Annotated in this window: 18 protein-coding genes; 9 read left to right on the forward strand and 9 right to left on the reverse strand. The window is 66.9% G+C overall.

Features of this window, described 5'->3' with window-relative positions; genetic code table 11:
- Positions 1–792, reverse strand: a complete 792-nt coding sequence (locus JNJ68_RS03730; protein ID WP_294979107.1) for a cyclase family protein — start codon at positions 790–792, stop codon at positions 1–3.
- Between the two features lie 210 nt (positions 793–1,002).
- On the opposite strand from JNJ68_RS03730, the gene JNJ68_RS03735 reads away from it, so the two are divergent.
- From JNJ68_RS03735 to JNJ68_RS03750, 4 genes are read left to right on the forward strand one after another with little or no spacing between them, the layout of a single operon-like run.
- The gene (locus tag JNJ68_RS03735; protein ID WP_294979108.1) at positions 1,003–1,869 is read left to right on the forward strand and encodes a xanthine dehydrogenase family protein subunit M; all 867 of its coding nucleotides are present in this window, start codon (positions 1,003–1,005) and stop codon (positions 1,867–1,869) included.
- Entirely contained in the window at positions 1,866–2,342 is a 477-nt protein-coding gene (locus JNJ68_RS03740; RefSeq protein WP_294979111.1) for a (2Fe-2S)-binding protein, read from the forward strand. The genes JNJ68_RS03735 and JNJ68_RS03740 overlap by 4 nt, the downstream gene beginning before the upstream one ends.
- The gene (locus JNJ68_RS03745) at positions 2,342–4,588 is read left to right on the forward strand and encodes a xanthine dehydrogenase family protein molybdopterin-binding subunit (RefSeq protein WP_294979114.1); all 2,247 of its coding nucleotides are present in this window, start codon (positions 2,342–2,344) and stop codon (positions 4,586–4,588) included. The genes JNJ68_RS03740 and JNJ68_RS03745 overlap by 1 nt, the downstream gene beginning before the upstream one ends.
- A complete protein-coding gene (locus tag JNJ68_RS03750; RefSeq protein ID WP_294979116.1) occupies positions 4,588–4,833 on the forward strand; it encodes a MoaD/ThiS family protein in 246 nt (81 codons plus the stop codon). The genes JNJ68_RS03745 and JNJ68_RS03750 overlap by 1 nt, the downstream gene beginning before the upstream one ends.
- On the opposite strand, the gene JNJ68_RS03755 is transcribed toward JNJ68_RS03750, so the two are convergent.
- Positions 4,830–5,549: a GntR family transcriptional regulator gene (locus JNJ68_RS03755; RefSeq protein ID WP_294979118.1), complete on the reverse strand. Its 720-nt coding sequence runs from the start codon at positions 5,547–5,549 to the stop codon at positions 4,830–4,832. The two genes, JNJ68_RS03750 and JNJ68_RS03755, sit on opposite strands and share 4 nt — an antisense overlap.
- A 153-nt stretch (positions 5,550–5,702) precedes the next feature.
- On the opposite strand from JNJ68_RS03755, the gene JNJ68_RS03760 reads away from it, so the two are divergent.
- From JNJ68_RS03760 to JNJ68_RS03780, 5 genes are read left to right on the forward strand one after another with little or no spacing between them, the layout of a single operon-like run.
- Positions 5,703–6,587 carry a dihydrodipicolinate synthase family protein gene (locus JNJ68_RS03760; protein WP_294979121.1) on the forward strand — a complete coding sequence of 295 codons (885 nt, stop codon included), beginning with the start codon at positions 5,703–5,705 and terminating at the stop codon, positions 6,585–6,587.
- A complete protein-coding gene (locus tag JNJ68_RS03765) occupies positions 6,584–7,816 on the forward strand; it encodes an FAD-binding oxidoreductase (RefSeq protein ID WP_294979123.1) in 1,233 nt (410 codons plus the stop codon). Before JNJ68_RS03760 ends, JNJ68_RS03765 begins: the two co-directional genes overlap by 4 nt.
- A gap of 11 nt (positions 7,817–7,827) precedes the next feature.
- Positions 7,828–8,844, forward strand: a complete 1,017-nt coding sequence (locus tag JNJ68_RS03770) for a proline racemase family protein (protein ID WP_294979126.1) — start codon at positions 7,828–7,830, stop codon at positions 8,842–8,844.
- Complete coding sequence (locus JNJ68_RS03775) at positions 8,844–9,593, forward strand: SDR family NAD(P)-dependent oxidoreductase (protein ID WP_294979128.1); 750 nt, start codon at positions 8,844–8,846, stop codon at positions 9,591–9,593. The genes JNJ68_RS03770 and JNJ68_RS03775 overlap by 1 nt, the downstream gene beginning before the upstream one ends.
- 9 nt (positions 9,594–9,602) lie before the next feature.
- On the forward strand, positions 9,603–10,355 hold the full coding sequence (locus JNJ68_RS03780; RefSeq protein ID WP_294979131.1) for an SDR family NAD(P)-dependent oxidoreductase: 753 nt from the start codon (positions 9,603–9,605) through the stop codon (positions 10,353–10,355).
- A gap of 110 nt (positions 10,356–10,465) precedes the next feature.
- Here the strand turns inward: JNJ68_RS03780 and JNJ68_RS03785 are convergent, their stop codons facing one another.
- Genes JNJ68_RS03785 through mmsA form a run of 7 tightly spaced genes read right to left on the reverse strand, consistent with a single transcriptional unit; the run spans position 10,466 to position 19,372 of the window.
- On the reverse strand, positions 10,466–11,488 hold the full coding sequence (locus JNJ68_RS03785; protein ID WP_294979133.1) for an aldose epimerase family protein: 1,023 nt from the start codon (positions 11,486–11,488) through the stop codon (positions 10,466–10,468).
- A gap of 4 nt (positions 11,489–11,492) precedes the next feature.
- Entirely contained in the window at positions 11,493–12,998 is a 1,506-nt protein-coding gene (locus JNJ68_RS03790) for an aldehyde dehydrogenase (NADP(+)) (protein WP_294979136.1), read from the reverse strand.
- A gap of 13 nt (positions 12,999–13,011) precedes the next feature.
- A complete protein-coding gene (locus JNJ68_RS03795) occupies positions 13,012–13,929 on the reverse strand; it encodes a Gfo/Idh/MocA family oxidoreductase (protein ID WP_294979139.1) in 918 nt (305 codons plus the stop codon).
- Entirely contained in the window at positions 13,929–15,671 is a 1,743-nt protein-coding gene (gene araD / locus JNJ68_RS03800) for an L-arabinonate dehydratase (RefSeq protein ID WP_294979143.1), read from the reverse strand. Before araD ends, JNJ68_RS03795 begins: the two co-directional genes overlap by 1 nt.
- Positions 15,672–15,683: 12 nt before the next feature.
- Positions 15,684–16,652, reverse strand: coding sequence for an AraD1 family protein (araD1, locus tag JNJ68_RS03805; protein ID WP_294979146.1), 969 nt, complete (start codon positions 16,650–16,652; stop codon positions 15,684–15,686).
- A gap of 8 nt (positions 16,653–16,660) precedes the next feature.
- Positions 16,661–17,830 (reverse strand): multiple monosaccharide ABC transporter permease, encoded by a 1,170-nt coding sequence (gene mmsB, locus JNJ68_RS03810; RefSeq protein ID WP_294979150.1) that lies wholly within the window; start codon positions 17,828–17,830, stop codon positions 16,661–16,663.
- The gene (mmsA, locus tag JNJ68_RS03815; protein ID WP_294979152.1) at positions 17,831–19,372 is read right to left on the reverse strand and encodes a multiple monosaccharide ABC transporter ATP-binding protein; all 1,542 of its coding nucleotides are present in this window, start codon (positions 19,370–19,372) and stop codon (positions 17,831–17,833) included.
- Positions 19,373–19,410: the final 38 nt, after the last annotated feature.

The raw sequence follows: 19,410 nt of genomic DNA on the forward strand, positions 1-19,410 counted from the left end.
TCAGCCTCTGGCGACGAGTGCCAGCGCGCGAATGGGCGAGCCGGTGCCGTTCTGGATCTTCAGCGGTGCCGCGATCAGGATCGCGCCCTTCGGCGGCAGTTTCGACAGATTGGCCAGCGAGGCGAGGCCGTAGCAGTTGTTCTTGTGCAAGAGGTTGTGCGCCGGGAAGGGCGGCTTCATGCCGCCCGCCTGGCCGGCGTCAGTGCCGATGCACTGGCTGCCCCAGCCGACGATGCCCTTGTCGATCAGGTATTGCACCACCTCTGCCGTCGGGCCGGGGGTGTGCGGGCCGGTTTCGTTGGCGTTCAGGAACTTCGCCTCGTCATCGGCAAAGCGGTCCCAGTCCGACCGCAGCACGACCCATTCGCCCTTGCCGATGGCGCCATGCCTCGCCTCCCAGGCCTTCACATGGTCGATGGTCAGCAGGAAATCGGGGTCCGCCGCGCATTCCTTGCTGAAATCCAGTACGTTGACCGGCGCGACGAGGCGTTGGACCGGGAGCGTGTCAGTATAGCCGTCGGCATAGTCCTTGCCGGTGATCCAGTGATGCGGCGCGTCGAAATGGGTGCCGGAATGCTCGCCCAGCTCCAGCCAGTTCCAGGCCCAGAACGGCCCGTCCTTGTCGTATTCGCTGATCCGGTGGATCTTGATCGGAGGGGTGTCCTTCGCAAAATCCGGCGGCAGTTTCAGAAGCGGCGTGTCGGGACCAAGGCTGCCCGAGCAGTCCACCACTTCGATCCCGCCAGAGGCGATCATCGCGCCAAGTTGCGCCAGAACATTTCCCGCTGCCATCGCAATCCCTCCCCAAGGTGACATGCATATGATGCAGAAATGGGTAGGGTAATTTAAATGCAAATGCAAATAAAATCGGGGGCCGTGCCGGAGAGGGACTTTTGGCTGGGGTCAGGCCGATGCAGACTGGTCATTGCAGCTTTGGCCTCGGTGCAGCAAAGTCGGGAGCGAAGACGCACCCAATGCGCTTGGCGCCGGTAGGGAGACGAGATGCGATACCACACACCAACCAGCTTTGCGGATGCCTCGGCGATTGCGGCAGGGGCCAAGGGAACCCTGCGATTCCTTGCCGGGGGAACCGATGTCCTCGTGCAGATGCGCGCGGGCATGGTTCAGCCGGATGACCTGATTGACCTGAAGCAGATTCCGGGAGTCGACCGGATCGAGCGCGCACCCGACGGCGGCTGGCGGATCGGCGTCGCGGTGCCGGGGATCGTGCTGGGCGCGCATGAGGCGCTGGTGCGCGACTGGCCCGGCGTGGTCGAGGGGATGAACCTCGTCGGCTCGACCCAGGTGCAGGGCCGGGCGACGCTGGCGGGCAATCTGTGCAACGGCTCGCCTGCGGCAGATTCCGTGCCGGGGATGGTCGCGGCGGGCGCGGTAGTCACCGTGACGGGGCCGAAGGGCAGCCGCGACCTGCCGGTGGAGCAGGTTCCGACAGGACCGGGCCGGACCTCTCTGGCAAGGGGCGAGGTGATCTCGGCGATCACCCTGCCGCCACGGGGGAAGAACGGCGGCGACGCCTATTTGCGCTTCATTCCCCGGACAGAGATGGACATCGCCGTGGTGGGTTGCGCTGTGAACCTGCGGCTTGAGGGCGACAGGATTGTCGAGGCACGGGTTGCGCTTGGGGCGGTCGCGCCGACGGTGATCCTGTCCGAGGCGGCGGCGAAGGCGATCATCGGCACAACGCTGGATGATTCGGCATTGGAGGCGCTGGCGAAGGCGGCCGAGGGTGAGGCCAAACCGATTTCCGACAAGCGCGGCACGAAGGAGTTCCGGATCGAAGTGGCGGGCGTTCTGGCCCGCCGGGCGGCGAAGATCGCCTATGACCGGGCGAAAGGACTGAAAGCATGAGCAAGATTCACGTCACCACCACCGTCAACGGCGACCCGGTCGAATTCCTGGCGGACCCGCGCGAGACGCTTCTGGACGCACTGCGCAATCATCTGGACCTGACCGGAACCAAGGAAGGCTGCGGCACCGGCGACTGCGGGGCCTGTTCGGTCACGGTCGACGGGACGCTGGTCTGTTCCTGCCTGATGCTGGCGGCCGAGGCAAACGGCAAACGGGTCGAGACCATCGAGGGCATGGCGGGCGAGGAATTGCACCCGTTGCAGCGCAAGTTCATCGAACACGCGGCCCTGCAGTGCGGCTTCTGCACGCCGGGCATTCTGGTGGCGGCGAAGGCGCTTCTGGAGCGGAACCCGGACCCGACGGATACCGAAATCCGTTACTGGCTGGCCGGGAACCTGTGCCGCTGTACCGGCTATGACAAGATCATCCGCGCCGTACAGGACGCGGCGGCGGAAATGCGGGGGGCTGCGTGATGGCACGGGATGATGTGAAGACCGGATACAAGCTGATCGGCACCCGCCCCAACCGCCCGGACGGGCTGGACAAGGTGACGGGTCGCGCACGCTATGGCGCGGATTTCTCGCTGCCGGGGATGCTGCATGCCGCCGTGGTGCGATCGCCCCATGCCCATGCGCGGATCGTGAAGATCGACGCTTCCAAGGCGCTGGCGCTGGACGGGGTGAAGGCCGTGGTGACGCGCGCCGACCTTCCGACCGGCCTGACGGGCGAAGAGTTGAACCTGCAGGACAACACCCTGGCAGGGGAGAAGGCGCTCTATGACGGGCACGCGGTGGCGGCGGTGGCTGCGACCTCGGCGCTCCTCGCGCAGGACGCGGCGCGGCTGATCGAGGTGGAGTACGAGGTCCTGCCGCATGTGACCGATGTCGATGCGGCGATGGCCCCGGGGGCGCCCGTGATCCGTGAGGGTGTGGCGGACTATTCCGTGCCGGAAGGGATGAACGGCAACGTCGCGCGCTACATGGAGTTCGGGCATGGCGACGTCGATGCGGGCTTTGCCGCTGCGGATATCGTGCGCGAACAGACCTACAAGACCGAGGCGACCCATCAGGGCTATATCGAACCCCACGCCTGCGTCGCCCAGATGGGTGAGGACGGGCGCGGCGAGATGTGGGTCTGCACGCAGGGCCATTGGTACATCCGCCGGATGTGCGCCTCGGTGCTGGGGATCGAGGCGGCAGGTCTGCGGGTGACGCCCTCCGAGATCGGCGGCGGATTCGGCGGCAAGACCACGATCTTCATGGAACCGCTGCCGCTGGCCCTATCGAAGAAGGCGGGCGGGCGGCCTGTGAAGCTGGTGATGAGCCGATCTGAGGTGCTGCGCGCGACGGGGCCGACGGCTTCGGCCTCGATGGACGTGAAGCTGGGGATGAAGACCGACGGCACGATTACCGCCGGACAGGTCTTTTTCAGGATGCAGGGCGGGGCCTTCCCCGGCATGTCCCCCATCGGCGAGGCGCTGCCCTGCGCCTTTGCCTGCTACGACATTCCGGCGCTGAAGCATGAAGCGGTTGAAGTGATCGCCAACCGCCCGAAGGCGGCGGCCTACCGCGCGCCGGGGTCGCCGATGGCGGCCTTCGCGGTGGAAAGCCTGGTCGACGAGATGTGCCGCGAACTGAAGCTGGACCCGATCGCGGTGCGGCTGAAGAACGGGGCGAAGAACGGGTCCAAGTCGTCCTACGGGCCGGTTTACAATGTGATCGGGTTGCAGGAGACGCTGGAGGCCGCGAAGGCGCATCCGAACTATGCGATTCCCTTGGGCCCGAACCAGGGACGCGGCGTTGCCTCGGGCTTCTGGTTCAACCACGGCGGCGAGACCTCGGTGTCACTGGCGGTGGGTGAGGACGGGACGGCGACCGTGATGATCGGCACGCCGGATATCGGCGGCAGCCGGGCCTCCATCGGGCTGATGGTGGCCGAGTGTCTGGGGATTCCTTACGAGGATGTGCGCGTCAACGTGGTCGAGACCGGCGCGCTTGGCGTGAACGAGCCGACGCATGGCAGCCGGGCGACCTTTGCCAGCGGCAAGGCGGCGGTGGAATCGGCGCGGCAGGCGATTGCCGAGATGTGCCGTCGCGCCGCCGCCGACTGGGGCATCGACGCGGAAGCGGTCGAATGGAAGGACGGCGCGGCGCACCCGGCAGGGCCGAACGCGGGCAAGCACCCGCCCATGACCATCGGAGAAATCGGATCCAAGATGGGCTCGACCGGCGGGCCGATTTCCGGCCACCACGAGGTGACGGCGGGCGGCTATGGAGCCAGCTTCGGGACGCATGTGGTGGATGTGGAGGTCGACCCGGAAACGGGGCGGACCACCGTGCTGCGCTATCTGGTGGTGCAGGATGCGGGCACCGCGATCCACCCCGCCTATGTCGAAGGCCAGTACCAGGGCGGCGCCGCGCAGGGCATCGGCTGGGCGCTGAACGAGGAATATGTCTACGGCACGGACGGGCGGTTGCAGAACCCGATCTTCCTCGACTACCGCATCCCGGTGGCCTCGGACCTGCCGATGATCGACACGGTGATCGTCGAGGTGCCGAACCCCGGCCACCCCTATGGTGTGAGGGGCGTGGGCGAGACGGGGATCACCCCGCCCCTGCCCGCCATCGCCTCGGCCATCGCCGGGGCGACGGGCGCGCGCATCCGCAGCCTGCCCTGCTCACCGCCCAAGGTGCTGGCGGCGATCAAGGCGAAGGGCTGATGGCGAAGGTCCATCTCTGGGCCAGCCTGCGGCGCTTTGCCGACGGGCAGGAGGTGGTGGAGGTGGAGGCCGCAACGGTCGGGCAGATGCTGGATGCGCTGGAAAAGGCGCATCCGGGTCTGGGCCCGGCGATCAAGGCGGGGCTCTCTGTGGCGGTGGACGGCGAGGTGATCGCCAACAACCGCGCCGCGCCCGTTGCAGCGCAAAGCGAGGTCTACCTGCTGCAACGCCTGAAGGGCGGTTAGGCGGCGGGTCCAAGCGAGACGATGGGCGCGTCCTTCAGGTAGTTCTGCTTCAGGTAGCTGATGAAGTTGTCCCTGAACTGCCTTGTATGGGCATGGGCCAGCGCATCGGCCCGCGCCACGTCCCGGTCGCGGATCGCGGCCAGCATGTCGTCATGCTCATCGGTCAGCAGAACCTCGCCATCGCCCTGCTCCAGATAGGCGAAGTGCAGGTGCAGCATCCGGCGGCCCTGGTTCAGCAGGCGTTCGTAGAAGGCGGAGAGGTAGGGGTTCCTCCCGGCATGGGCGATGGCCATGTGGAAATTCTTGTTCGCCTCGGACATCGCCAGATGGTCGCCCTTGCTGACGGTGGCCAGGAATTCCTTCTGCCGCCGGGCGATGGTCTTGAGGTCGAGGTCGGTGCGCAGCTCCGCCGCAAGGCGGGTGTTCATCCGCTGCGCCACGTCCAGCGCCTCGACGTATTTCGGGAAGCTTTGCAGGTCGATGGGGGCCACCACCGTCGAACGGTTGGAGAGCGTGACGACAAGATCATCCCCCGCCAGCCGGATCAGCGCCTCGCGCACCGGCGACCGCGACATGCCGAAGCGTTCCGCCAGCGAGGTTTCGTCCAGCACCGCGCCGGGTTCCAGGTCGAGCGACAGGATTTCGTCGCGCAGGGTCTCGTAGGCGAACTTCACGCCCGAGCCCTTGACCCGTTTCGGTTCCGTCTCGTCGCGCATGGCGGCCCCTCCCGGCTTTCACGAAGCATAGCGGAGGAGCCCGATCAAGTCGACACAGTATATTCTCGTGTTGACGTGTCGGCATTATGTCGTCATGATAGGCATGGGTCGAGGCTGTGCCGCAACGCAGCTTTTCAGGAGAGGATTTTCCCGATGTTGAAGCTATCCGGCGTCATGCCTGCGCTTGTCACGCCCTTCGATGCGAAGGGGCAGATCGACTTCAAGGTTTTCGAAAAGCACCTTGTCGCCCTGCGCACGGCGGGGGTGTCGGGTTGGGTGCCCTGTGGATCATCCGGCGAATACAACCTGATGAGCGACGATGAACGCGACCAGGTCCTGCGCTTCGTCAAGGACTTCGCCCGCCCAAGCGAGACGCTGATCGCCGGGACCAACGCGCCCTCCACGGCCGGGGTGATCGCCAACACCAAGCGGGCGAAGGAGATGGGCTACCATGCCGTCCTCCTCGCCGTGCCCTTCTACACCAAGCCGACCCAGGCCGAAATCATCCGCCATTTCAACGAGGTGATCGACGCCACCGACATGAATGTCGTCCTCTACTCCTACCCCGGCAAGGACGGGGTGGAGATCGAATACGAGGCGCTGGATGCCCTGGCCGACAATCCGCGGATCATCGGGATCAAGGAAAGCTCGGGCGTGATGCAACGGGCGATCGGGATTTCGCAGCGCTATGCGGGGCGCGTGCAGCTGGTCTCCGGCTCGGACGACATCGCCTGGGACTTCATGCATTGGGGCGCCGACAGCTGGATCTGCGGCCCGGCCAACTGCATGGCGAAGCCGGTCTGCGAAATGGACGCGGCCTTCCGCAAGGGCGACCATGCCCGGGCGAAAGAGATCATGCAGGCGGTCTGGCCCGCGATGAACGTGCTGGAATCGGGCAAGTTCGTGCAGAAGCTGAAATACGGCTGCGAGTTGCAGGGCAACCCCGTCGGCGAATGCCGGATGCCCTTCGGCCCGTTGACCGATGCCGAGAAAGCCGAATTCGCAGCGGCGATGCAGCCGATCCTGAACTGGAAATGACAACGGTCGTCGTGGGTGCCGGGATCATCGGCACCGCCATCGCGCATGACCTGCAAAAGCGCGGCCGTCAGGTCGTGCTGGTCGACCGAGATGCGCCTGGCCGTGGCGCGTCCTTCGGCAACATGGCCTCGATTGCCGTGACCGAATTCATGCCGTCCTCCCGCCCCTCGGTCTGGAAGCAGATTCCCGGCTGGATGCTTGACCCGGAAGGCCCGGTGCGGGTGCGCCCGTCCTACATGCCGAAGCTGGTCCCGTGGTTCCTGCGCTTCATCGCCGCCTCGCGTCCGACGAGGCTGGAGGAGCTTGAGGCGCAGGGCGCGGCGCTCTGTTCCCGCGCGCTGGACGACACGCTGGACCTTTTGCGCGAGACGGGGCTGTCGGACCAGATCAGCGAGGAAGGTTGCCTGTCGCTTTACGCCGACGAGGGGGAATTCAAGGCCGACCGCGAGCATATCGAGATTCTGGAGCGGTTCGGCTTCCCGCATGAGGTGATCGGCCGTCAGGCGATCAAGGCGCTGGAGCCGGAGCTTTCCGACCGGATCGGCATGGCGGTCCTTTTCCCGCAGAACCGCTCGATGAAGGACCCTTACAAGCTGGTGTTGGCGCTGGCGGAGCGGTTCGTCGCTCTGGGGGGCCGGATCGAGACGGGCGAAGTCGCGGGTTTCGTCCGTGGCGAAGGTATCCGCGAGGTGGTGCTGAAGGACGGGCGCAAACTTGCTGCCAGTGAGGTGGTGATCTGTGCCGGTGCCTATTCCGCGAAGCTGGCGAAGGAGCTGGGCGAGCCGATCCCGCTCGAGACCGAGCGCGGCTATCACACGCAGATCATGGCACCCGGCATCACGATGAAACACTCGATCATCTGGCCCGCCAAGGCCTTCATGGTGACGCCCACCGCAGGCGGCATCCGCGTCGGCGGCACGGTGGAGATGGCGGGTCTGGACGCAGCCCCGGACTATGGCCGGGCGAAGGTGACGGTGAAGCGGGCCAAGGAAGCCCTGCCTGCCTTGCGTTGCGAGGAGTTCACCGAATGGATGGGCCACCGCCCTGCCCTGCCGGATACGGTGCCGATCCTCTCGGCCAGCGCGAAGACGAAGGGGCTGTTCTATGCCACCGGCCACGGGCATCTTGGCCTGACCTATGCCGCGACAACGGCCCGCCTGATGGGAGAGCTGATCACCGGCGCCAAGCCCGCGGTCGATCTGCATCCCTACCGGGTGAACAGGTTCTGAGGGGAGGAAGAATGCGGTTCAGCCGGACGATACAAACCGTGGACGTCCACTGCGAGGGCGAGATCGGGCGGGTGATCACCGGGGGTGTGCTCAACATTTCCGGCGCGACGATGGCAGAAAAGCTGCATCACCTGAACACGGTCGATGACTCGTTGCGCCGCTGGCTCTGTTCCGAGCCGCGCTCCGGCCCGGCGGGGTCGTTCTGCTTGCTGACCCCGGCCTGCGACCCCCGCGCCGATGTGGGGTTCATCGTGCTGCAACCGGATCAGGCCCATGCGATGTCGGGGTCCAACGCGATCTGCGCGACGACGGCGCTCCTGGAAACCGGGATGGTGCCGATGGTGGAGCCGGTGAGCGTCGTGACCCTCGACACGGCGGCGGGGCTGGTGGTGGCCACGGCGACCTGCGCGGGTGGCAAGGTGGTCAAGGTAACGCTGGACATGCCGCCCGCCTTTGTCACGAAGCAGGATGCAGTGATCGAGACGGCGGAATGGGGCCCGCTGCGCTATGACCTCTGCTTCGGCGGGGTGTTCTATGCGCTGGTCGATGTGGCGCAGATCGGGTTGACCATCGCACCGGAAAATGCGCGGGCTTTGGCGATGACCGGGGTCAGTCTGCGCAACCGGATCGCGGCGGTGGAACCTGCGCTGCACCCAACCACCCCGGCGCTGAACGGGTTGTCCTATGTGATGTTCCGCAGCGACGAGCCGGACGGAGCCCTGCGGACCTGCACCACCCTGCGCCCCGGCCGGGCGGACCGGTCGCCTTGCGGGACCGGGTCGAACTCCAGCATGGCGGTGCGCCACGCACGCGGGCTGGCGAAGCGGGGGGACAAGGTGGTCTCGCGGTCGATCATCGGTGGGGAATTCGTGACGGAGTTCGTCGAGGAAACCTTGGTCGGCCCCTATAGGGCGACGCGGAACCGGGTGTCGGGGCAGGCCTGGATCTACGGGATCAGCCAGATCGGGCTGGATCCGAGCGACCCGTTCCCGCTGGGGTTCACGCTGTCGGATACATGGGGCGGATGATGCTGTCGGGGCAGACCATCCTCGTGACGGGCGCGACCGGGGCCATCGGGCAGGCGATCTGCCGGTCTCTCGTGGCCGAGGGCGCGCGGGTGGTGATCCACTACGGGCGGAGCCGGGCGGCGGCGGAGGAATTGCTCGCCTCGCTGGGCGGCACGGGGGCCATCGTCGCGGCGGACCTTGCTCGGCCCGAAGCGGCGACCGCGCTGTGGGAGGCCGCGGTGGCGGCCGAGGGGCGGATCACCGGCCTCGTGAACAACGCGGGCATCCGGTCGGAGGTTGCGGTGGATGCTCCGCTGGCGGAGTGGCAGGCGGTGTGGGAGCGGGAGATGCGGGTGAATTTCCTCGCCGCCGTCGACCTGACCCGCGCGGCGATCCTGCGTTTCAGGGCACAGGGTGGCGGGCGGATCGTCAACATGGCCAGCCGGGCGGGCCAGCGCGGCTATGCCTCGAATGCGATGGCCTACGGGGCCTCGAAGGCGGCGCTGATCAACCTGACCAAGTCGGTGGCGCAGTCGCATGGGGCCGAGGGGATCACGGCGGTCGCGCTGGCGCCGGGCTGGGTGCGGACCGAGATGGCGGAGGCTTACATCGCCCAGCATGGCGAGGCAGCCGCCTTGGCGGGGATCCCCATCGGCCGGATGGCCGCGCCGGAGGAGATCGGCGAGCTGGTGACCTTCTGCTTCCGGCCCTCGCAGGCCTCGCTGAACGGGGCGGTGCTGGATGTGAACGGCGGCAGCTATCTGAGGTAGGGGGACGGGATGCGGTTTCAGAACAAGGTCGTGGTGGTGACGGGCGCGGCGGGCGGGATCGGGACGGCGATTGCGACCCGCTTCGCCAGCGAGGGCGCGCGGGTGGTGGTGACGGATGTGAACGCCGAGGGGGTCGAGGCGACGGCGGCGGCTTTGCGGGCCTCGGGCGGCCGGGCGCGGGGGGTGACGGGCGACATCTCGAAGGCCAAGGATTGCAAGGCGGTGGTGGCGGACGTGCTGGCGGAGGAGGGGCGGATCGACGTCCTTTGCAACAACGCGGGGATCAACCGGCGGGGACCGCTTCTGTCGCTGACGGCGGAGGATTGGGATCTGTCCTTCGCGGTCAACATCGACGCGATGTTCCACCTGTGCCAGGCGGCGCTTCCCGGCATGATCGCGCAGGGGGGTGGGGCCATCGTCAACACCGCCTCGCAATGGGGGCTGTATCCGGCGCCGGGGCACATCGCCTACAATGTGACCAAGGCGGCGGTGGCGAGCTTTACTCAGAACCTTGCCCGGGACTATGCGCCCCAGAAGATCCGGGTGAATGCGGTCTGTCCGGGGGAGATCCACACGCCGATGCTGGAGGCGGGGGTCAGGCGGTCGGGGCGGACGATTGCCGACCTGGACAAGATGGTCCCTTTCGGGCGGATCGGGAAGCCGGAGGAGGTGGCGGCGCTGGTCGCTTTCCTCGCCTCGGACGAGGCGGCGTTCATGTGCGGCTCGCTGGTCGAAATCACCGGGGCGCAGGCGGTGGCGTGAGAGTGTCCACGGTGGACAGATTTTCGCGCCCCATGATTTCAATGGCTTGCTTGCGGGCGTTAGCGATCTGGTAAGGTCTGGCCGTCACATGGGCAGGGCCCGGTCGCAGGTCAGGCCGGGGTGAAGTCCAGGCGCATGAGGTGTCGGTAGCTCTGGCCGGGGTCGAGCCGGGCCGAGGGGAATTGCGGGTTGTTCGGCGTGTCGGGGAAATGCTGGGTCTCAGCGGCGAAACCGGCGAAGCGGGGGTAGTGCGCGCCGCGCTTGCCCGGCCCGCCCGCGAAATGCGCGCCGGTGTAGAGCTGGACGCCGGGCTCGGTGGTCGACAGGCGCATCCGGCGGCCCGAGGCGGGATCGGTGGCGGTGAGGCAGGGGCGGAGGCCATCCGCGCCGATGGGGGCAGAAAGGCAGAAGTTGTGGTCGAAGGCGTTGGGGCCGGGGAGTTTGGCCCCGATGGTGCGGGGCTGGCGGAAATCGAAGGGGGTCTCGGCGACGGAGAGGATTTCGCCGGTCGGGATCAGTTCATGGTCGACGGGCAGGTAGTGGTTGGCCTCGACCTGGAGCTGGTGGCCCATGATGTCGCCCGCGCCTTGGCCTGCGAGGTTGAAATAGGCGTGGTTGACGAGGTTGACCACCGTCGGGGCGTCGGTGGCGGCGGTCATCTCGATCATGAGCGCGGGGCCGTCGATCCGGTAGGTCGTGCGGGCGGTCAGGGTGCCGGGGAAGCCCATCTCACCATCGAGCGAGATGAGGGCGAAGGTGACGTGGGTGTCGGATTGGCTGTCGATGGTCCAGTGCCTGCGGTCGAAGCCCATGCTGCCGCCGTGGAGGGTGTTCGGGCCTTCGTTCCGGTCCAGTTGGACCCTGCGCCCGTCCAGCGCGAAGCGGCCCCCGGCGATGCGGTTGGCGTAGCGGCCGCAGGTGGCACCGAGGTAGGTGCCGTGGGTCTGCCAATCGGTAGGGCTGTCGTGGCCGAGGACGATGTCGGCGAGGGTGCCCTGGCGGTCGGGCACCCAGAGTTCGGCGAGGCGCGCACCCCAGCTGAGGAGGACCACCCGCATCCCGTTGGGGCCGGTGAGGCTGGCCCGCTGGACCTCGGCACCGTCGATCCGGCCGTTGGGGGTGATCTCGGCCACTCGGTCAGGCCCAATCCTGCGGCAGGAGGGCGGCGGGCATGTTCTGGTAGGCGACGGGGCGAAGCCAGCGGCGGATGGACATGGTGCCCACGGAGGTCGCGCCGAAGTTGGTCGAGGCCGGATAGGGGCCGCCGTGAACCTGGGCATCCACCACCTCGACGCCGGTGGGGAAGCCGTTGGCGAGGAGGCGGCCCGCTTTCCGCTCCAGCACCGGCATCAGGGCGCGGGCGAGGTCGGTGTCGGCGTCGTCGAGGTGGAGGGTGCAGGTCAGCTGGCCTTGCAGGCTGCGGGCGATCTCCTGCATTTCCGCCGCGTGGCGGACGCGGAGGATGAGGCCGAGGGGGCCGAAGACCTCTTCCGCGAGGGCGTGGTCGGCCAGCCAGTCAGCGCCGGAGACCTCATAGAGATAGGGGGTGGCGTTTCTGAGGTCGCAGGTGGTGGTGAGGACGGAGCGGACGCCGTTCCCGGCGGCCACCCGGTCGCGGCCCGCGCGGTAGGCTTCGGCGATGCCGTCGGTCAGCATGGTCTGCGGGCCGACCGCGCTGACGGCCTGTTTCGCCGCTTCGACGAAAGTGTCGGCGTCCTTGCCGTCGATCACGACGGCGATGCCGGGGTTGGTGCAGAACTGGCCTGCACCTTGGGTCAGCGACCCGGCCCAGCCTTTGGCGATGGCGTCTCCCCTCGCGGCGAGGGCGGCGGGGAGGAGGAACATCGGGTTGACGGAGCCGAGTTCTCCGAAGAAGGGGATCGGCTCGGGCCTTGCGGCGCAGAGGTTGAAGAGCGCGCGGCCCCCGGCGAGGGAGCCGGTGAAGCCGACGGCCTTGATGTGGGGGTTCTGGACCAGCGCCTCGCCCACGTCGCGTTTGCCGCCTTGCACGAGGGAAAAGGTGCCGGGGGGCATGTCGCAGGCGCGGATGGCGGCGTCGATGGCCTGGGCGACGATCTCGCCGGTGCCGGGGTGGGCGGAGTGGCCCTTGACCACCACGGGGCAACCGGCGGCAAGGGCGGAGGCGGTGTCGCCGCCCGCGGTGGAGAAGGCGAGGGGAAAGTTCGAGGCGCCGAAGACGGCGATGGGGCCGATGGGGCGCTGGATGAGCTTGAGGTCCGGGCGCGGGGCGGGTTGGCGGTCGGGGAGCGCGGCGTCGTGGCGGCGGTCGAGCCAGTCGTCTTTCAGGATATGTGTGGCGAAGAGGCGGAGCTGCAGGGTGGTGCGGCCACGTTCGCCTTCGAGGCGGGCGACGGGGAGGCCGGTTTCCTGGGTGCCGATCTCGGTGATCTCTGGCCCTCGCGTTTCGATCTCGTCAGCGATGCGGTTGAGGAAGGCGGCGCGTTCGGCGCGGGTCTTGGCGGCGTAGGCGGGGAAAGCGGCCTCGGCGGCGTTGCAGGCCGTTTCGACATGGGTGGGGGTGCCGATGGAGAATTGGTGCGACGGGCCATGCGCGGGGGAGGAAGCGAAGGTCTGGTCGTCCTGGGTCCATGTGCCCGCGATCAGGTGTTTTCCGGTCAGCATGGCGAGGGTCCTTTCAGAAGTCGAAGGCGGCGGCGGTGATGCGTTCGCCAAGGGTCAGGGCATCCGCGACGTGGACCATCGGGGAAAGGTCGACGTCGCTGGTGCCTTGGCGGAGGAGGTCGGCCATCCGGGCGTAGAGGGCGGGGTATTCGCCCATGATGGTGTTCTCGCCAGCCACGGGTCTGCCGTCGATCTCCAGCACGTTGCCGCCCATGCGGAGGGCGAGGTGGCCTTTGTCGGTGGCGACTTCGATGTCCCAGGTCTGCGGGCCCTGCTGGCGCCAGTCGAAATCGGCGGTGACATTGCCCGAGAAGGTCAGTTGCGCGGCGATGGGGGTCTGGCGGTTTTCAGGGAATTCCAGGCGTGCCTTGGTCAGGTGCACGGGGCGTGGCAGGATTTCGGTCAGGATCGACAGGGCGTTTATGCCAGGATCGAAGACGCCCATGCCGCCGGGCTGGAACACCCAGTCCTGGCCGGGATGCCATTTGCGGACGTCCTCGCGCCAGGTGATGTGGGCTTTCTGGACGGTCTTGTCCTGGAGCCAGGCTTTCGCCGGGGCGACGGCATGGGCCATGCGGCTGTGCCAGGTGGCGTAGAGGGTGAGGCCCTTGGCCTTGGCGAGGGCTTCGAGTTCGTGGACCTCGGCGAGGGTCGCGCCGGGGGGTTTCTCCAGCATGACGTGGCGCCCGGCCTTGAGCGCCGCCTCGGCATAGTCGAAACGGGGGACGGGGGGCAGGCAGAGCGAGACCACCGGCACGTCGGGGCAGTCGGCCAGGAAGGTGGCGAAGTAGGTGAAGGCGGGGATGCCGGGGACCTGGCCGTGGCGGCTGATGGTGGCGGCGAGTTGCCAGTCGGGGGAGGCGGCGAGTGCGGGGACGTGCTGGTCCAGCGCGATCTTGCCGATACCGACCAGGGCGATCCTGGTGGCCATCAGTGGCTTTCCCGCGCGACGGCGTTGCCGCGGCAGCCGGTGAGGAAGTCCATGTCGGCGCCCTTGTCGGCGCCCTGGACGTGGTCGTGGTAGAGTTTCGCATAGCCGCCCGAGGGGGGTTCGACAGCGGGTTTCCAGGCGGCGAGTCTCGCGGCGAGTTCCTCGTCGGAGATGTCGAGGTGCAGGCGGCGGTTGGCGACGTCGAGTTCGATCATGTCGCCGGTCCTCACCACTGCCAGCGGGCCGCCGCGCGCGGCTTCGGGGCTGGTGTGCAGGACGACGGTGCCGTAGGCGGTGCCGCTCATCCTTGCGTCGGAGATGCGGACCATGTCGGTGATGCCCTTGCGCAGGACCTTGGGCGGCAGGCCCATGTTGCCGACCTCGGCCATGCCGGGATAGCCACGCGGGCCGCAGTTCTTCATCACCATGACGCAGGTCTCGTCGATGTCGAGCGCCTCGTCCTCGATCCGGGCCTTGTAGTCGTCGATATCCTCGAACACGACGGCGCGGCCGCGGTGCTGCATCAGGGCGGGGGTGGCGGCGGAGGGTTTCAGGACGGCGCCGTCGGGGGCGAGGTTGCCCCGGACCACCACGATGCCGCCGGATTGGGTGAGGGCCTTTTCGGCGGGGAGGATCACGTCGTCGTTGTCGATGCGGGCATCCTTGACCTCGTCCCAGACCGGGCCGCCGGAGACGGTGAGCGCGTCCTTGTTCAGAAGCCCGGCCTCGCCCAGCCGCTTGATCACCGCCGGAAGGCCGCCGGCGTAGAAGAATTCCTCCATCAGGTATTTGCCCGAAGGCATCAGGTTGACGATCGTGGGCACGTCGCGGCCCCAGTCGTCCCAGTCGTTGAGCGTCAGGTCGATGCCGCAGCGACCCGCGATGGCGAGGAGGTGGATCACGGCGTTGGTGGACCCGCCGATCGCCGCATTGGTGCGAATGGCGTTCTGGAAGGCCTCGCGCGTCAGGATGTCGGAGGGTTTGAGGTCGTCCTTCACCATCTGAACGATGCGGCGGCCGGTGAGGTGGGCCATGACGCGGCGGCGCGAGTCCACCGCCGGGATCGCGGCGTTGCCGGAGAGGGTCATGCCCAGCGCCTCGACCATGCTCGCCATGGTGGAAGCTGTGCCCATCGTGTTGCAGGACCCGGGAGAGCGGGACATCGAGGCTTCGGCCTCGACGAATTCTTCGGCGGTCATTTCCCCGGCCTTCACGGCCTCGGAAAACTTCCAGAGGTGGGTGCCGGAGCCGACACGTTCGCCCCGGTAATAGCCGTTCAGCATCGGACCACCCGAGACCATGATGGTGGGCAGGTCGACCGATGCCGCGCCCATCAGGAGCGAGGGGGTGGTCTTGTCGCAGCCGACCAGGCAGACGACGCCGTCCATCTGTTGCCCGCGAATGGTTTCCTCGACCGCCATTGCGGCGAGGTTGCGGAACATCATTGCGGTGGGACGAAAACCGCTTTCAGAGACGCTGAAGACGGGGACGATGACGGGCAACCCGCCTGCCTCGTAGACGCCGTGCTTCACCCGTTCCGCCAGGTCGTTCAGGTGGGCGTTGCAGGGGTTGAGTTCCGAGAAGGTGTTGAGGATGCCGATCACCGGGCGGCCGTCGAAGAGGTCGGCGGGCAGGCCCTGGTTCTTCATCCAGCTGCGGTGGTAGATCGCGTCCTTCGATGTGCCGGCGAACCATTCCTGCGAGCGGAGCTTCCGGGGCCATTTGGCGGGTTTGAAGGTCATGGCGCGGGCTCCTTACAGCGGACGGACTTGGGTCGCACCTTCGGTCTTCGGCGCGAAACTCAGGGTATTGCGGAGAGGCTGACCAAAATCCGCCACCTCGATTTCGAACGTGTCTCCGGCTTCGGTCGTGATGCCATCGGCGAAGGACAGGGTGGCCGTCCCGAAATAGTGGACGTGAAGATCACCGGGCTGGCGGAAGATGCCGTACTTGAAGTGGTGGTGTTCGAGATTGGCGAAAGTGTGGGACATATTCGCCTCGCCCGACAGGAACGGCTTTTCCCAGATCGTCTGGCCGCCGCGCAGGATGCGGCTTTGCCCGCGGACGTCGGCGGGCAGGTCGCCGACCAGGATCTCCGGTCCGTAGGAAGCGACCCGCAACTTGGAATGCGCGAGCCAGAGGTAGTTGACCCGTTCGGTCACATGGTCGGAAAATTCGTTACCCAAGGCCCAGCCGATCCGGTGCGGGGTGCCTGTGGGGCCGATCAGGTAGATACCGGCGAGCTCGGGCTCTTCGCCGCCGTCCTCGGCGAAACCGGGGGCTTCCAGCGCGGCGCCGGGCGCGACGGCGGCATAGCCGTTGCCCTTGTAGAACCATTCCGGTTGCGCGCCCACCTCACCGGCTGCGGGGCGTCCGCCTTCCAGACCCATGCGGAACATCTTCATGCTGTCGGTCAGATTTTCCGCGCCTTCCAGCTTGGCATGCATCGCATCGCGGGCGGAAGCCGAGCCGAGATGGGTCAATCCGGTTCCGGTCAGGTGCAGGTGCGCCGGGTCGGGGTGGCTGACCGGCAGGTCGAAGGCCACGCGGGTCAGGTCGACCGTCTCTCCCAGCCCGCGCGCGGCGATCTCGGCGGCAAGCGAATGGCCAGCCTTGATGGCCGAATTCGCCAGGTCGTAGACCGAAGCCGTGTTGCGCAGGATCCGGGCATCGGAGCCTTGCCGGGCGACGACGCCCGCGCCCCTGACGGTGGACAAATGCATGGCCTATCTCACTTGTTCTTGTTGTAGACGTCGAAGATCACGGCGGCCAAAAGGACGAGGCCCTTGATCATCTGCTGGTAGTCGATGCCGATGCCGAGGATCGACATGCCCATGTTCATCACGCCCATGATCAACGCGCCGATCACCACGCCGATGATCTTGCCCGAGCCGCCCGCCATCGAGGCCCCGCCGATGAAGACGGCGGCGATGGCGTCAAGCTCGAACCCGGTGCCGGCCTTGGGGGTGGCGGAGTTGAGGCGCGCCGTCACCATCATGCCGGCAAGAGCCGCGAGGACACCCATGTTGACGAAGCAGAAGAAGACCAGCCGGTCGGCCCGGATGCCTGACAGGAGCGCTGCCTTGTAGTTGCCGCCGACGGCATAGATGCGGCGGCCCTGCACGGTGTTTTCGGTGAAGAAGGCATAGAGGATGATGAGGATCGCCAGCACCACCAGCACGTTCGGCAGGCCCCGGAAGCTGGCAAGCTGCCAGCCGACGAAAGCCATCGCGGCGGCGATGATGGTGGTGCGGCCCCAGAAAAGGCCGGTGGGTTCGGGGGTGATCCCGAACTCGGCATCCCGGGCGCGGGAGCGCATGCCGATCCAGACGACGACACCGATGGCGATGGCGGTGACGATCAGGGTCAGTCCGTGGGGTTTGCCGATGCCGGTGAGGTCGGGGATGAAGCCCGAGGACATGGCCTGGAAGGCCTTGGGGAACGGGCCGATGTTCTGGCCTCCCAGAAGCCAGAGGGTCGCACCGCGGAAGACCAGCATCCCGGCCAGGGTCACGATGAAGGACGGGATACGCCAGTAGGCGACCCAGTAGCCTTGGGCGGCGCCGATCAACCCGCCGACGATCAGGGTCAGGGGGATGACGGCGACGAAGGGGAGGTCGAGGTCGACCGTCAGGTAGGCGGCGACGGCCCCGGTGAAGGCGGCGACGGAACCCACCGACAGGTCGATGTGCCCGGCGACGATGATGAGAAGCATACCGAGCGCCAGGATGATGACGTGGCCGTTCTGCAGGAAAATGTTGGTGATGTTCGGCGCCTGCAGGAACATCGGCTTGCCCTGCAGGAACACCAGGAACGAGAACAGCGCCACGATGGCGACCAGTGCCAGGAGCATGCCGTTTTCGCGCAAATGGCCGCCGAGAGAGCTTTGCTTGTCAGCCATTCACGCCACCTTCCCTGCGGTCTTGCTGTTGTCTTTCACGATCAGCGCCATGATCTTCTCCTGGCTTGCCTCGTCGCGGGCCAGCTCACCCACGATCCGGCCTTCGTTCATCACGTAGATTCGGTCGCACATGCCGAGGAGTTCGGGCATTTCGCTGCTGATCATCAGCACCCCCCGCCCCTGTTCGGCGAGGTCCTTCATGATCGTGTAGATCTCGAACTTCGCGCCCACGTCGATGCCGCGAGTGGGCTCGTCGAGGATCAGGAGCGCCGGGTCGGTGAAAAGCCATTTCGACAGGACAACCTTCTGCTGGTTGCCGCCGGACAGGTTCACCACCTTCTGCTGCACGCCGGGGGTGCGGATGGCAAGCTGCTTCCTGTAGCCCTCGGCGACCTGCGTCTCGCGCCGTTTGTCGAGGATGGAGTTCTTCGCGATCCCGAAGAGGTTCGCGAGTGAGATATTCTTCAGGATCGGCTCTTCCAGGATCAGGCCCAGCGCCTTGCGGTCTTCGGTGACGTAGGAGATGCCGGCGTCGATGGCCTTGGTGACGGTGGAAACGTCCACCGGCTTGCCATGCATCTTCACGGTGCCTTGGTGGCCCTTGCCGTAGCTGCGGCCGAAGATCGACATGGCGAATTCCGTCCGCCCGGCGCCCATCAGGCCGGCGATGCCGACGATCTCGCCCTTGCGGACGTTCAGGGACACGCCCTTGATCATCTGTCGGCCTGCCTGTTCGGGGTGGAAGCAGGACCAGTTCTCCACCTGGAACAGCATTTCACCGGGGTTCGGGGTGCGTTCGGGGTAGCGGTGGGCCATGTCGCGACCGACCATGTCGCGGATGATGCGGTCTTCGGAGATTTCGGCCTTGGACAGGGTGGAGACCGAGGTGCCGTCGCGGATCACGGTGATCCGGTCGGCGACGCGGGAGATTTCGTTCAGCTTGTGGCTGATGATGATCTGGGTGACACCCTGGGCCTTCAGTTCGAGCATGAGGTCCAGAAGGCGGTCGGCATCAGCCTCCTGCAAGGCGGCAGTGGGTTCGTCGAGGATCAGGAGGCGGACGTTCTTCGACAGGGCCTTGGCGATCTCGATCAGCTGCTGCTTGCCGACGCCCAGCTTGCCCACGATCACGCCGGGGGGTTCGTTGAGGCCGACCTGACGCAGAAGCTCGCCGGTCTTCTGCATCGCGAGCGGCCAGGAGATGACGCCGTTGGTCGCGACCTCGTTGCCCATGAACAGGTTCTCGGCGATCGACAACAGCGGGATCAGCGCGAGTTCCTGGTGGATGATGATGATCCCCTTCTCCTCGCTGTCGCGGATGCCGCGGTTGGCGAGGGGCTGGCCGTCGTAGATGATGTCGCCGTCATAGCTGCCATGCGGGTAGACGCCGGACAGGACCTTCATCAGCGTGGATTTGCCCGCGCCATTCTCGCCGCAGATGGCGTGGATTTCGCCGGCCTCGACCGTCAGGCTGACCCGGTCAAGCGCCTTCACGCCCGGGAAGACCTTGGTGATCTCCCGCATTTCCAGAAGTGTGGTCATGGCTCCTCCCCGAAGGGCCCGCCCAGGCTGGAGCTGCG

The organism is Tabrizicola sp. (genome assembly GCF_016793705.1).
In the GTDB taxonomy this organism is placed as follows: Bacteria; Pseudomonadota; Alphaproteobacteria; order Rhodobacterales; family Rhodobacteraceae; genus Tabrizicola.